Annotated in this window: 14 protein-coding genes; 9 read left to right on the plus strand and 5 right to left on the minus strand. The window is 63.7% G+C overall.

Going from position 1 to position 13,001, the window contains the following annotated elements; translation table 11 throughout:
- The 4 genes from AC1DWI_RS03010 to AC1DWI_RS03025 all read left to right on the plus strand — a co-directional run.
- Positions 1-938, plus strand: a 938-nt coding sequence (locus AC1DWI_RS03010; protein ID WP_477724351.1) for an ABC transporter substrate-binding protein, incomplete at its 5' end; no start/stop codon positions are given.
- A 26-nt stretch (positions 939-964) separates the two neighbouring features.
- Positions 965-1,894, plus strand: a complete 930-nt coding sequence (locus tag AC1DWI_RS03015; protein ID WP_477670349.1) for a branched-chain amino acid ABC transporter permease — start codon at positions 965-967, stop codon at positions 1,892-1,894.
- 134 nt (positions 1,895-2,028) lie between these two features.
- A complete protein-coding gene (locus AC1DWI_RS03020; protein ID WP_477670348.1) occupies positions 2,029-2,772 on the plus strand; it encodes an SDR family NAD(P)-dependent oxidoreductase in 744 nt (247 codons plus the stop codon).
- 51 nt (positions 2,773-2,823) lie between these two features.
- The gene (locus AC1DWI_RS03025; protein ID WP_477670347.1) at positions 2,824-3,633 is read left to right on the plus strand and encodes an SDR family NAD(P)-dependent oxidoreductase; all 810 of its coding nucleotides are present in this window, start codon (positions 2,824-2,826) and stop codon (positions 3,631-3,633) included.
- A 3-nt stretch (positions 3,634-3,636) separates the two neighbouring features.
- Here AC1DWI_RS03025 and AC1DWI_RS03030 read toward each other — a convergent pair whose 3' ends face one another.
- Together AC1DWI_RS03030 and AC1DWI_RS03035 are read right to left on the minus strand one after the other, a co-directional pair.
- A complete protein-coding gene (locus tag AC1DWI_RS03030; RefSeq protein ID WP_477670346.1) occupies positions 3,637-4,827 on the minus strand; it encodes a pyridoxal-phosphate-dependent aminotransferase family protein in 1,191 nt (396 codons plus the stop codon).
- 9 nt (positions 4,828-4,836) lie between these two features.
- Positions 4,837-5,739 carry a DMT family transporter gene (locus AC1DWI_RS03035; RefSeq protein WP_477670345.1) on the minus strand — a complete coding sequence of 301 codons (903 nt, stop codon included), beginning with the start codon at positions 5,737-5,739 and terminating at the stop codon, positions 4,837-4,839.
- 87 nt (positions 5,740-5,826) lie between these two features.
- Here AC1DWI_RS03035 and AC1DWI_RS03040 point away from each other — a divergent pair, with 87 nt between their 5' ends.
- The 4 genes from AC1DWI_RS03040 to AC1DWI_RS03055 all read left to right on the plus strand — a co-directional run bounded on the left by AC1DWI_RS03040 (position 5,827) and on the right by AC1DWI_RS03055 (position 10,115).
- On the plus strand, positions 5,827-6,729 hold the full coding sequence (locus AC1DWI_RS03040; RefSeq protein ID WP_477724352.1) for a LysR family transcriptional regulator: 903 nt from the start codon (positions 5,827-5,829) through the stop codon (positions 6,727-6,729).
- 85 nt (positions 6,730-6,814) lie between these two features.
- Positions 6,815-7,822 (plus strand): Bug family tripartite tricarboxylate transporter substrate binding protein, encoded by a 1,008-nt coding sequence (locus tag AC1DWI_RS03045; RefSeq protein WP_477670343.1) that lies wholly within the window; start codon positions 6,815-6,817, stop codon positions 7,820-7,822.
- Between the two features lie 214 nt (positions 7,823-8,036).
- Entirely contained in the window at positions 8,037-9,119 is a 1,083-nt protein-coding gene (locus AC1DWI_RS03050) for an asparaginase (protein WP_457281800.1), read from the plus strand.
- A 42-nt stretch (positions 9,120-9,161) separates the two neighbouring features.
- Positions 9,162-10,115, plus strand: coding sequence for a M14 family metallopeptidase (locus AC1DWI_RS03055; protein WP_477724353.1), 954 nt, complete (start codon positions 9,162-9,164; stop codon positions 10,113-10,115).
- Positions 10,116-10,137: 22 nt separating this feature from the next.
- On the opposite strand, the gene AC1DWI_RS03060 is transcribed toward AC1DWI_RS03055, so the two are convergent.
- Complete coding sequence (locus AC1DWI_RS03060; RefSeq protein ID WP_477670341.1) at positions 10,138-10,656, minus strand: flavin reductase family protein; 519 nt, start codon at positions 10,654-10,656, stop codon at positions 10,138-10,140.
- A gap of 203 nt (positions 10,657-10,859) precedes the next feature.
- On the opposite strand from AC1DWI_RS03060, the gene AC1DWI_RS03065 reads away from it, so the two are divergent.
- Entirely contained in the window at positions 10,860-11,606 is a 747-nt protein-coding gene (locus AC1DWI_RS03065) for a M14 family zinc carboxypeptidase (RefSeq protein WP_477670340.1), read from the plus strand.
- Positions 11,607-11,632: 26 nt separating this feature from the next.
- Here the strand turns inward: AC1DWI_RS03065 and AC1DWI_RS03070 are convergent, their stop codons facing one another.
- A complete protein-coding gene (locus tag AC1DWI_RS03070; RefSeq protein ID WP_477670339.1) occupies positions 11,633-12,451 on the minus strand; it encodes a M55 family metallopeptidase in 819 nt (272 codons plus the stop codon).
- Positions 12,448-13,001: P1 family peptidase (locus AC1DWI_RS03075; protein WP_477724354.1), on the minus strand; the 554-nt coding region annotated here is incomplete at its 5' end. The genes AC1DWI_RS03070 and AC1DWI_RS03075, both read right to left, overlap by 4 nt.

Genomic DNA, 13,001 nt, shown 5'->3' on the forward strand with positions numbered 1-13,001 from the left:
ACTCAGGCGTCTCCAATGCCATCTCGCAGGTTGCGCAGAAATACGGCACGGTATTTTTTAACACCAACTCCAGCAGCCCGACCGAGGCCGGCAAGGACTGCCACCGCACCAAGTTCGTCTGGGACGGCAACGGCACCAACTTTTCCAACGCGATCGTCAAGAACGCCATCAAGGCCAGCGGCAAGAACTGGGTGCTGCTGACCAACGACTATGTGTGGGGCCACACCACCTCCAAGGCGACACGCGCGATCGTGGAAGCCAACGGCGGGCGCATCGTTGAGGAGCTGCTGGTGCCGCAAAACACCCGCGACTTCTCGTCCTACCTGCTCAAGCTGCAACAGCTCAAGCCCAATGTGGTGGCCACGGCGGTGGGCGGTGACGACATCAAGGCGCTGCGCCAGCAAGTTGTGCAGCTCAAGATGAACCAGTCCATGGCGTGGATCAACAACCAGCAGGACTGGCCCGATGTCTACGGTCTGGGCCCCGAGGCCATCTTCGGCGTCTTCGGCACCACGTGGTACTGGCGCCTGGGCCTGCCGGGCGTCAAAGAGTTTGTGGCGGCATACCAGAAGCAGTTCCCTGGCATGGCGATTCGCGTGCCGGGCAATGTGTATCACAACGGTTATATGGCCACGCGCGAGCTGCTGCGCTGTGTGGAAGAGGCCGGCACCACCAACAACATTGCCGTGATCAAAAAGCTCGAAGGCCGCAAGATGAGCGCGGCCGACCGCCTGCAGCACTACGACGCGTGGATGGATCCCGTCACCCACCAGTGTCAGCAGACGATTTACATGGCGACCTACAACGACCAGCCCGCCGAGAAAGACGACATCTTCAAGATCCTCACACAGGCCGATCCCAAGGATGTGGCGGACAAGGATGCCGGCGGCGCCTGCAAGCTTGAGAGCTACGACGCGACCCCCAGCTACGAAGTCTGACTGGCCCTCCATCTTCAAAGACCGACATGGATTTTCTGCTCCAGCTTATTCCGCACCTCGTCAACGGCATCTCGCTGGGCCTGTTGTTCGCACTCATCGCGTTGGGCTTCATGCTCATCGTGGGGGTGATGGAAACCATCAACCTGGCGCACGGCTCGCTGTTTGCGCTGGGCATGTACTTCGCGCTTTTCCTGATCGCACCGCAGCTGGGCATGTTCCCGAACCTGCAGGCCTGGTACATGAGTTTGCCGCTGGGAACGCGTTACCTGGCGGCACTCATTCTTGCGCCCATCCTGGTGGGTATTTTCGGCTTGTTGCTGGAGCTGTGCATGCGGCGCACTTATGGCCGTGACCCGCTCTATGGCCTGCTGCTGACCTTCGGTGCGGCGCTGGTCATTGAGGAAACCATACGCCTGGTGTGGGGCTCCTCGGAAAAGCAGTTGATGCTGCCTGAAGTCATCTCTGGCGCTTTCCTGATGGGTGACCTGGTCTATTCGAAGTATCGCTTCTTCGCCAGTGGATTCGCCATCCTGATGATCATGCTGCTCTGGGTGTTTTTGCAGAAGACGCCTTACGGCGCGATCATCAAGGCCGGCGCGCACGACAGTGAAATGGTGCGCGCCCTGGGCATCAACCTTTCTCGCCTGCGCCTTTTCGTATTTGGTCTGGGCGTGGCGTTGGCCGCCATCGCCGGCGTGGTCATGGCGCCGATCTGGGGTATCCGCCCGCATGTGGGCGTAGACGCAGTGGTGCCGGCATTCCTGATCATTGTGCTGGGCGGCGTCGGTTCGCTCTGGGGTGCAGTGATCGCCGGGCTGATGGTCGGCATGGTTGTTGGGCTCACGGGTTCGTATGCGTCCGAATGGTCGTTGATGTCCATGTACCTCTTGTTCATTGCCGTCGTGACATTCCGCTCACGTGGATTGTTTGGCAAGAAGAGCGTCCTGGACGCTTGAAGTCGGCACACCCCCGTCTCGGCTCACTTTGTGTAGCCGGATCCCCCCTTGCAGGGGGCAACACTAGCGGCCCGGCAAAGCCGGTTCCGCGGTGTTCTGGTAAAGAGTTTTTTGACGACTATGAAAGTTGAGTAATGAAACCGCTTGAAAACAAAGTCGCGCTCGTCACGGGCGCGGCGGGCACCATGGGCCTGGCCGTCGTCAAGGTGTTGCTGGAGGACGGCTGCAAGGTCGCGATGGTGGATGTCAGCCATGAACGCAACCGTGCGCTCGCACATGAGTTGGGCTCGCGTGTCCTGCCGTTCTCGTTTGACATCAGCGATGCGGCCGCCGTGAGCGACGGTCATGCGCTCATCGTCAAGGCCTTCGGGCCAGTCGACATCCTGATCAACAACGCGGGCATCCTGTCCAACAACAAGATCGAGGCCACCGAAGCGGGTGAATGGCGGCGCGTGATGGGCGCCAACCTCGACGGCGCTTTTTACCTTGCGCAGCAGGTGGTGCCGGCAATGAAGGTGCGGCGCTTCGGCCGCATCATCAACACCAGCTCCCTGGCGGCCAAGACAGGTGGATTGACAGCAGGCACGGCCTATTCGGTGTCCAAGGGCGCGATGAGTTCGCTGACCTTTTCACTGGCGCGCGAACTCGCGCCCTTTGGCGTCACGGCCAATGCCGTCGCGCCCGCTTACGTCAAAACGCCCATGATCACCGAACAGCTCAATGAAGAGCAGCGCCAGAAGCTGCTCAAGGACATCCCGGTCGGCCGCTTCTGCGAGCCCGAGGAGTTCGCTCACGTGGTGCGCTTCCTGGCCTCGCCGCTGTCGGGTTTTATCACGGGCGAGATCATCGACCTGAACGGCGGGCTATTGATGGACTGAGGGAAAGCCCTTTCGTCGCTAGCCGGCTTTGCGCCCACAATTTCGCCATCCATGAGCATCACACCCCGGATTGATTTCAGTACCGCGCTTTCAGGCCTTTTTGACCTGCGCGGCAAAACCGCTTACGTGCCCGGTGGCTATGGTGGTATTGGCGAGGCCGTTGCCTGGGGCCTGGCGATGGCCGGCGCACGGGTGGCAGTTTCGGGGCGCGACGAAGCCAAGGCCGAGGCCGTTGCCTCCGCGCTGCGTGCGGCAGGGCACGAGGCCATGGGTCTGGCCATGGACGCGCATTCGGTGCCGCAGATGCAGGCTTCCGTTGATGCGGTTGCGGCGCAATGGGGAGCCCTCGACATCTTGATGAACTGCGTCGGCATGCAGCGTGAGCAGGCCTTGCTGGAGGTGACGGAAGAAGCCTTTGACGAGGTGTTGCAGGTCAACCTCAAGGCCGCCATGTTTCTTGCGCAGGCTGCGGCTAAAAAACAGATTGAAGGCGGCAGGGGCGGCGCTCAGGTGCATCTGCTGTCGGTGCGCGCGCAGCTCGGTTTGCGCGGCCGGGGTTATTCGGCCTACAGCAGCAGCAAGGGCGGCCTGGTCATGCTGATTCGCCAGCATGCGAGTGAACTGGCGCCGTACGGCATCACTGTCAACGGCATCGCACCTACGGTGGTGCAGACGGAGATGGCGCGCCACTGGCTCGAAAATCCTGAGACGCGCAAGCAGGTGTTGGAACGCATTCCGCTGGGTCGCGTGGCCGACCCGCAGGACGTGGCGGGTGCGGCCGTTTTTTTTGCGGCGCCCGCATCCCGCTTTGTGACCGGGCAGGTGCTTTACCTCGACGGCGGCATCACTGCCTCGCAGTAGGTACTAGCGTTTACCTGCCAAGGCTGCAACGGCATGCTGCACGCCGCCGCCGATGGGAATGCCCTGCACCTGCATGGCCGCTTCCAGGCCGGCCAGGCAACCCAGGATCATGGCCGGGTTCATGTCACCCAGGTGGCCGATGCGAAAGGTTCTTCCCGCCAGCGGGCCCAAACCGCCTGCAATCGCCACCTGAAACCGTTCGCGCGCAACAGTGCGCAAGGCTTCGGGATCAATGCCCGCAGTGACAGACACCGTCGTGACGGAGACCGAGCGCGCCGCAGGCTCGCGCACAAAAAGGCCCAGAGCACCGCCTTCACTCCAGGCATCGACAGCGGCGTGCACCGCACTGGCGATCAGCTGGTGGCGGGCGATGACCTCTTCGACGCCCTCATGAAAGATCAGCCCCAGTGCAGCCTCCAGGCCGAACAGCAGGCTTTGCGGGGGCGTGCCGCAGAACTTGCGGTAGCTGAGCGGGCTTTGCCGCCGCGCCCAGTCCCAGTAAAAGCGCGGCGAGGGATTGGCAGCGGCTACCTTCATCGCTGCGGCATCCGCAGCCACAAAGGCCAGACCGGGCGGCACCATCAAGCCTTTTTGCGAGGCGCCCAGCACGACGTTGGCGCCCAGCGCATCCATGGCAAAGGGCGCCGCGCCCAGCGACGCGACCACATCTACCACCAGTAGCGCGGGGTGGGCCGTGGCTTCCAGCACCCGCCGGACCTTGCCCGGGTCACTGGTCATGCCGCTCGCAGTGTCGGTATGAACCACAAATACCGCCACGATGGCATGCGCAGTGTCGGCGCGCAGCGCGGCTTCTATGGCCGGCACGTCAATCGGGTAACCCTCGCGCCAGGGCGTGCGGATGACTGCTGCGCCCATGGCCTCGGCCTGTATGGCCCAGGATTCGGAGAAGTGCCCCGTTCCGGCGATCAGCACCTGCTGCCTGGGCGCCAGCAGGTTGGCGATCACGGCCTCCCAGGCGCCGTGGCCGTTGCAGGCATACAGGAAGACGTCGGCCGCGGCGGTTTGCAGCAGCGCCTTGAGCCCGGTCTCGCAGGCCTGGATCACACGATCAAGCCGCGGGTCGGCCAGATCCATGGGCTGGCGCCGCATCGCGTCCATCACCTCGTCGGGCACCCGCGTGGGGCCAGGTGAATGGAGGAAGCGATGGCCGGGGATGCGTTTATGAGGCGTCATGCTGAAAAATTATGCGCCTGCCGGCTTGCGATTGACCAGCACAATGCCCGCCGCGACCATGGCCAGCGCCACCAGCAGGCCCGTGGTGACGCTTTCTTTCAGCCACAGCGCGCCGAACAGCAGCGCGAACAGCGGCGTGAAAAACACGAACACCGAAATCTTGGTGGCCGGGTAGCGCCCCAGCATCCACATCCAGGCCAGGTAGCTGGCGAATGCGCCTATGACGGTCTGCAGCAGCAGGGAAGTAATGGCAAACGGGCTGAAATGCCACGACCATTGCTCGCCCAGGTAGAGCGACAGGGCCGGAAACACTGCGGCGCTAACGGCCAATTGGTAGAACAGGAGTTTTTCAGCGGAGATGCTGACCAGTTTGGTGGCACGTATCACCACCGTGGTCAGGCCCCACAGCATGCCGGCGGCCAGTGCCAGCAGATCGCCCCGCGCCGTCGACGCATGATCACCGGTGAAACCTTCACGCAGCGCGAACACCACGGAGGCGAAGGCGCACAACAGGCCCAGCCATTGCACGCCGCGCAGGCGTTCGGACTTCACCCACAGCGGTACCAGCAGGGCGACCCAGAAAGGCGAGGTGTACAGAAACACCGTGAGGCGGGAAGCGCTGGTGTATTGCAAGCCTACATAAATGCAGGCGAACTCTGCGCCGAACAGCGCGCCCGCCAGCAGGCCGGCCTTCAGCGAATCGTCGCGGCTGAAGAGCGGGACCTTGCGCCACAGGCACCAGAGCCAGAGCAACGCCGTGGCGCCAACCAGCCGCAGCGAGGCCTGGAACATCGGCGGTATTTCGCTGATCGTGGCCTTGATCAAGACCTGCTGCAGGCCCCAGAACAGGCAGCATCCCAGCAAGAGGGACATGGCGAGGAGATCGAGATTGGCTTTGCGGGCTGTCTTCATGCCTTGATGGTAGCCCGACCCCTGGCAGCTCGCTGGCCGGGGTAACAAGGAATACCATTGCATTAAATCCCTGGACAAGGTGCTGCCGTGGACCATAAATGGCTGGAAGACTTCATCGCGCTGGCACGTGAGCGCAGCTTTTCGCGTGCGGCGGAGCTTCGCCATGTGACGCAGCCGCAATTTTCGCGCCGTATCCGCGCTCTGGAGCTGTGGGTGGGCGCCGACCTGATCAATCGCGCGGTGATGCCTCTGGCCCTGACGGCCGCCGGTGAAGAGCTGCTGCCGGTGGCGCGCCGCGCGGCGGCGAGCCTTAACGATGYGCGCTCCCGCATCCGCCATGCACGGGGCGGGCTGGACTGGGTCACGTTGGCAACAGGCCGCACGCTCTCACGCAGCGCCGTGCCTGACTGGCTCGCGCGCGCCAAGCGCGGAGCCGGGGAGTTTCGCTTGCGCATTCTCACAGGCTCCATCCATGAAGGCGCCACCGCCCTGGAGCAGGGGGCTGCTGACTTCCTGCTGTCGTTCACGCATCCGCGGCTGCCGCTGTTGCTGGACGAACAGACGTTCGAAGGACTCGCGCTGGGCATCGACGAACTCGTGGCCGTCAGCGCACCGCGCGCCGATGGCCAGCCGCAGCACGCCTTGCCCGGCACGGCCCGCAAGCCGGTGCCGGTGCTGGGTTATGCGCCCACGCTCGCGCTGGGCCAGATCCTTCAGGACGGGCTCAGCCGCAGTGCGCGCGAGCTGCATCTGCATACCGTGACCGAGTCTGACTTCGCCGAGTCGCTGCATGAGCAGGCCTTGCAGGGCGTGGGCCTGGCCTGGCTGCCGCGCGGACTGGTCGAAGGTGACCTGCGCAGCGGAAGGCTGGTGGAGGCCGACGGCAAGGGCCTGACGGTCCGGTTTGAGATTCGCCTGTACCGGCCGCGCAGCCCGCGCAATGAATTGGTGCAGCGCATCTGGTCCGCCAGCACGCCGGCTGCTTCCTGAATCCAGGTCGCATGCGCCCATGCGTGATACGCATGGGCCGCGCAGGGGCGGCTCCTAGACTGGCGCCATCAACAAGGAGCGCGCCATGCCAGGAATGTTTACCCTCAATCGCCGCGGCGTGAGCCGCACACTTTGCCTTGCCGCCGCAGGGCTGTTGGGTTTGCCGGCTGCCTGGGGCCAGGCCTGGCCTGCCGGCAAGCCCATTTCGCTGGTGGTGGGCTACCCTGCCGGCGGAAGCGTGGACCTGGTGGCGCGCATCATCGCCGAACCGCTGGCCAAGCGCCTGGGCACACCCGTGGTGATCGAGAATATCGGCGGCGCCGGTGGAACCATAGGCGCCCAAAAAGTGGTCAGTGCCGCGCCCGACGGCTATACGCTGCTGCTGGGTTCGGGCAGCGAAATCTCGATTGCCAAACTGTTCAACGCTGCGGTCAAGTACAACGGTGAAACCGACTTGAGCCCGGTCGGGCTGATAGGCGTCACGCCCATGGTCTTTGTGACCAACACCAAGACCGGCGTCAAAACCATGGAGGAAGCGATTGCCAAATCCAAACGCGAACGCAACCAGCTGAGCTTTGCCTCTTCGGGCATAGGCACGCCGCTGCATGTGTCGGGAGAGCTGATCAACCTGATGGCTGGCACCACCTTCCGCCATGTGCCGTATCGCGGCGCAGGACAGCAGCTGCAGGACTTGCTGGGCGGCAATATCGAGTTCAGTGTCTCTGTGCTTTCCTCCGCGCTGCCACACATCGAGTCCGGCAAGATGATCCCCTTGGGCGTCACCACGCCGACGCGTTCGCGGGCTGCACCACAAATCCCTGCACTCGGCGAGAACCCCAAGCTCAAGGGTTACGACATGAACGTCTGGTTCGGCCTCTTCGGGCCCGCCAAGCTGCCGGCGCCCATGGTGGCGCGCCTGAACAGGGAGCTCAACGAAATCCTGCGCGAAGAAGCCGTTTGGCAAAAGCTCCAGAAAGCCGGCATCTCCAATGACGGCGGCACGCCACAGGCGCTCACGGCCTTTATCCGGGCTGAAACCCAGCGCGTGCGCAACGTGGTCAACAAGGCAGTGGCGACCGGCGCTACCTCGTAAGTCGTCAGCGGGAATTCACCCAAACCCATGCGGTGCCGTTGAAGCTGAAGCCGCGGGGGCCGGGCCGGGACAACGGCGGCAGGCCCACAGAAGACCCTGGCTCGCCATGATCTGTATTTGTTAATCGCGAAGCGTGCTGGCCAGGCCCCTCCGGAGCACTGGCGGGGCTCTGCACGCCGAGCAATATTTTTAGCCCGACACGGAGGGAATTGTCATGCACTTATCTGTCATATCAATGTTGCGCGGGCTCGCCTGCGGTCTGCTATTGCCGCTTGCTGTTTCGGCTTCGGCGCTGGCCCAGGAAGTGAAGAAACCTAACGTGGTGCTCATCGCCACCGGCGGCACGATTGCCGGCGTCGGAGCATCGAGCACCAACATCGGCGCCTATCAGGCCGCTGTGGTTGCTGTCGACAAGATCATGGCCGCCGTGCCGGAAATCCAGACTATTGCCAACGTCAAGGGCGAGCAGATCTTTCAGGTCGGCTCACACAACCTCACCAACGACCGCCTGCTCCAACTGGCCCGGCGGGTGTCTGAACTCCTTCGGTCGGACGAGGTTGATGGCATCGTGATCACCCACGGCACCGATACCCTGGAAGAGACCTCGTACTTTCTCAACCTCACCGTCAAAAGCAGCAAGCCGGTCGTGATGCTCGGGTCAATGCGGCCCGGCACGGCACTCAGCGCAGATGGGCCGCTTAACCTCTACAACGCGGTGGCGGTCGCCGGGAGTAAAGAAGCGGTGGGAAAAGGGACTTTGGTGGTCATGAATGACGAGATTCACAGCGCCCGGGATGTCACTAAAACCAATGCGACCAGGGTTGACACCTTTAAATCTCCCTACGGTCCCCTCGGTCTCGTGATCGAAGGTCAGGCCAGGTTCTACCGTGCGTTGATTCGCCCGCATACGGTGCAGAGTGAGTTCGACATTGACAAGATACAGACTCTGCCGCAGGTCGACATTGCTTATGGCTATCAGAACATGAACCGTGCGGCATACGACGCGCTGGTCGCATCCGGGGCCAAGGGCATCATTCATGCGGGTGTCGGCGCGGGAAGCGTTCCTGAGTACATAGCTGGCCCGCTTAACGAGATTCGCGCCAAGGGGGTGTTTGTCGTTCGGGCAACCCGTACCGGCAGCGGTGTGGTGATTCGGAACAATTCGGTGAAGGATGACGTCAATGACTGGCTCGTTGTTGACGACCAGAATCCCCAGAAGGCCCGAATTCTTCTGGCCTTGGCCTTGACGAAAACAAGGGACACCAAAGAGTTGCAGAAAATCTTCTGGCGGTACTGACACATGAAACGATCAGGAAGCGATCAAGCGAAGTCTGGCGAAGTGATCAGGAAAGCCCATGCGGTGCAGCTTCAGCCGCCAGGGTTGTCATTCTGGGCGGCCTCCTCCACAGGGGTGGCGCATGTGCAGGAGCGCACTTCAACCGAAGCCGGCCCGGAAGTGCTGGTGTCGGCGCTGGTGCATGGCAACGAATATTCGGGCGCCTGGGCGCTGGACGCGTTTCTTCTCAGYGGGCTGCAACCGCGGCGGGGGCGCATCACGGCCGTGTTCTGCAACACCGAGGCCTTCATGCGGTTTGACACCCGCAAGCCCGACGCCTCCCGTTTTGTTGACGAGGATTTCAACCGCGTATGGTCCCCTGAGCTGCTGGACGGCCCCAGGCGCAGCGCCGAGCTGCTGCGCGCCCGCGAAATCAGGCCGTTTGTTGACCGCGCCACCCATCTGCTGGACCTGCATTCCATGCATGAACCCGGTGGCGCTTTGCTGGTGACGGGCATGCTGCCGCGCAATATTGCTTTTGCACAAAGCCTGGCTACGACGGGCCAGGTGGTCGTCGATGCCGRCCACGCCGACGGGGTCCGCATGCGGGACTACGGGCCGTTTGGCGACGAAAACGGCGACCGCATTGCCCTGCTGCTGGAGGCCGGCCAGCACTGGGAACTGGCGTCGCTRCAGGCGGCGCGCAACGTGCTCATGCGGTTTCTGGTGGGCTCCGGGGTGATTGACCGCGGCGATGTGCCGCCTGGCTGGTTGCTGCCCGATGCGCCGCCGCCGCCGCCCGTGACGGTGACACACCGCGTGGTTGCGCGGTCAATGGACTTTGCGTTTGTGCAGGACTTTTGCGGCGGCGAAACCATACGCCACGCCGGCACGCCGATTGCGCATGATGCGGGCGAACCGGTGGTGACACCCTACGACGACTGTGTGCTGGTCATGCCGTCGGTGCGGCAGTTGCGGCCCGGTGTGACGACCGTGCGGCTGGGCAGGCTGGGCTGAACACGGCTTGCGCAGGTGCGGTTTACAGCGGATGCTCGGTATAAAACTTGCCGCCGTGAAACAGCAGCGGCGCGGCCCCCGCGCGGTGGGTGCAGCGCTCCACTTCGCCCACGAAGATCACATGGTCCCCTTCTTCGTACCGGCTGCGGTTGAAGCACTCGAAAGTGGCGGCTGCGCCTGTCAGCAACGGCGCGCCGCCGACGCCCTCCGTAAACAGCACGCCTTTCCAGCGGTCTTCGCGCCGGCTGGCAAAGCGCTCGGCCAGCTCTTTCTGGTCAGCCGCGAGGATGTTGATGACGTAGTGTGATCCGGTGCTGAGCGCGGCCATCGATCCGGCCGCCTGCGCCAGGCTCCAGAGCACCAGCGGCGGCTGCAGCGATACCGAGTTGAAGGAGTTGGCGGTCAGCCCGACCAAGGCGCCTTGCGGCGTCCGTGCGGTGACGATGGTGACCCCGGTGGCAAACATGGCCAGCGAAGCCCGGAACTCCCGCTGGGAGAAGCTGGGGCTGCTCGCTTTGCGGGGGATGGCAGGGGTCAGCATAGAAGGGTAATTTAACCGAAGCGGTACAGGCGTACCCGCGTCAGGGTTTAGGCCGCGTCTTGCGAGGGACTGGCGGCCCGGCAGTTAAACTGGGTGCCATGCCATTTTTTCGTTCTGCCGCCTGTTTTTTTGCTATCTATTTAATAGCTGCTGGCGCTCGTGCAGATTCACCTTGCGCCGATTACTCTTCCAAACTCCCGAATGTGAAGCGTGAGCTGTGTGAGGCGGCGCAACTGCAGGCTTCGGGGACGCGTTCGGTTGACGGCCGGGTGCTCTGGGTGCGTGACGTCAAGCCCGAGCAGCCCGGCTTGCGTGTGCTGGTCGTCGGTGCGATTCACGGCGACGAGTTGTCCTCAGGGGCCGTGGCGCTGCACTGGATCAGGCTGGCTTCCCAGCCGCCGCTGGACTCGCCCCAGGCGATCCACTGGCGATTCGTTCCTGTCCTCAATCCGGACGGCGTGCTTTCCAGGCCGCCTCGCCGTACCAACGCACATGGTGTGGATTTGAACCGCAACTTTCCCACCCCCAATTGGGAGCGCGACGCGAAGGTTTACTGGGAAAAGCGCACCGGCAAGGACCCGCGCCGCTGGCCTGGGCCCAAGCCGCTGTCCGAGCCCGAGTCGCGGTTTTTGCATGAGCAGATGCAAAGCTTCAAACCCAACCTTATCGTCAGCATTCATGCGCCTTACGGCGTGCTCGACTTTGACGGCCCCTCGGTGCCGCCCTCCAGGCTGGGGCGCCTGTACCTTGACCAGGTGGGCATCTTCCCCGGCTCACTGGGCAACTATGGGGGTGTGCACAAGGGCGTACCGGTGGTCACCATCGAATTGCCCAATTCGACCCGCACGCCGCTGGACGCCGAGATGCGCCAGATGTGGCTGGACCTGCTGCGCTGGATGAGTGAGCGGGCCGTGGGGCAGGGCGCGGAACACGCGCCGCGCGTGCCTTAGAACCCATTTAGGCCGCGAACAGCTTCCTAGCGCAGCATGCTCGACATGGCCGACAGGCTGTTGACCATGCGCACCGCGGCTTCCACGGTGGGTGCGTCAAAGCCGACTTCGTTACCGTCCAGCCGCCGCAGGGCCGGCCATTGGCAAAACAGGTCGGCCAGGGCCGGCGACTGGGTCTGGATGCGCACGGCGATGGGGCCTGGCAGCACATAGGGGCGGGCTGAACCGTGCTGCACCAGCGCAGCGGCCACGCCGGCGCGGATGGCGCCGCAGGCCTGGGCCGGGGAAAGGCTGATGCCGCTGGTCTGGCCGGTGGCCCGCTTGGTTTGCACAAAGGTGGCGTGCGGAAACAGCGGACGGTGTTCTTCGATGAACACATCGTCGCCGCTGGCCATCACCACCGGTACGCCGTACTCGCCGGCCAGCGCGCCGTAAATTCCGGCTTCGCCCAGTTCAAGGCCGTTGAAGTACACGCGTGCAAAGGCAAAGCTGTTGATGGTGTGCGCCAGAATGCCGCGGCCCTGCGCGCGCGAGTGGTAGCCGATCATGCAGACCGCGTTCACGCCGTCGTCGACGCCGGCCATCATGCTCAGGTAGCGCGGCTTGCCCATGACGGCCTGGGCGCGTGCGTCCAGCAGGTCGGGCGGCATGTTGCGAAAACTTCCGTGTGAATCGTTGACCAGCACCTCGGTGGCGCCTGCATCGAAGGCGCCGGCGATGGCGGCGTTGGCCTCGTGCGTCATCAGCAGGCGGGCGCGTTCGTACTCGGGGTTGCCGGCGCGCACCTGTTCGTGGTGAAAAACGCCGGCAACGCCTTCGATGTCGGTGGAAATCAGGACTTTCATGGGGAATCCGGTGAAGATGGAAAGGAGGATGAGGAGGGCCAGCCGGGCAGCAAGTCGTGCAGCGCGTTGCGATGATGGCCGTCGCGGCCGGTGACGGCGCGGGCCTGCCACAGGGCGTGGATGATGGCTTGCTCGGTGCTGTCGGCAACGGCCTGGAACAGCGGGTCAATCAGGCCGTCATGCAGCATCGCCACGGCCGGCATGGGCCTGGCGGTTTGCTGCGGCACGGTGTAGGCGGTGGAAAACGCCAGCGCGATATCGCCGCTGCCGTGGCCGAATACCGAGCCGGTGCGGGCCAGGCCGGCGCCGGCGCGCAATGCCAGCCGGCGCAGCTGGCGTGCGTCAAGGGGGGCGTCGGTAGCGATCAGCAGGATGATGGAGCCTTTTTCCGGCTCTGCCGCGTGCATGCGATGTGCCGCCAGCCTGGAACCCAGAGCCTGGCCTGCCAGGACCAGTTGCGGCAGCTGGCCGTAGTTGGCCAGCACCAATGTGCCTACGATGTGCTCGCTGCCCCCAGGTGTCGCCACGCGACGCGAAGCCGTGCCTATGC

The sequence above is a fragment of the Polaromonas sp. P3_C2 genome, from assembly GCF_056402675.1.

Bases quoted from the DNA above. Each gene is read 5' to 3' on its own strand.
- AC1DWI_RS03060 (WP_477670341.1), bottom strand. From the start codon at position 10,656: ATGCTGACCCCTGCCATCCCCCGCAAAGCGAGCAGCCCCAGCTTCTCC.
- AC1DWI_RS03030 (WP_477670346.1), bottom strand. From the start codon at position 4,827: ATGACGCCTCATAAACGCATCCCCGGCCATCGCTTCCTCCATTCACCT.
- AC1DWI_RS03035 (WP_477670345.1), bottom strand. From the start codon at position 5,739: ATGAAGACAGCCCGCAAAGCCAATCTCGATCTCCTCGCCATGTCCCTC.
- AC1DWI_RS03020 (WP_477670348.1), top strand. From the start codon at position 2,029: ATGAAACCGCTTGAAAACAAAGTCGCGCTCGTCACGGGCGCGGCGGGC.
- AC1DWI_RS03025 (WP_477670347.1), top strand. From the start codon at position 2,824: ATGAGCATCACACCCCGGATTGATTTCAGTACCGCGCTTTCAGGCCTT.
- AC1DWI_RS03050 (WP_457281800.1), top strand. From the start codon at position 8,037: ATGCACTTATCTGTCATATCAATGTTGCGCGGGCTCGCCTGCGGTCTG.
- AC1DWI_RS03015 (WP_477670349.1), top strand. From the start codon at position 965: ATGGATTTTCTGCTCCAGCTTATTCCGCACCTCGTCAACGGCATCTCG.
- AC1DWI_RS03045 (WP_477670343.1), top strand. From the start codon at position 6,815: ATGCCAGGAATGTTTACCCTCAATCGCCGCGGCGTGAGCCGCACACTT.
- AC1DWI_RS03070 (WP_477670339.1), bottom strand. From the start codon at position 12,451: ATGAAAGTCCTGATTTCCACCGACATCGAAGGCGTTGCCGGCGTTTTT.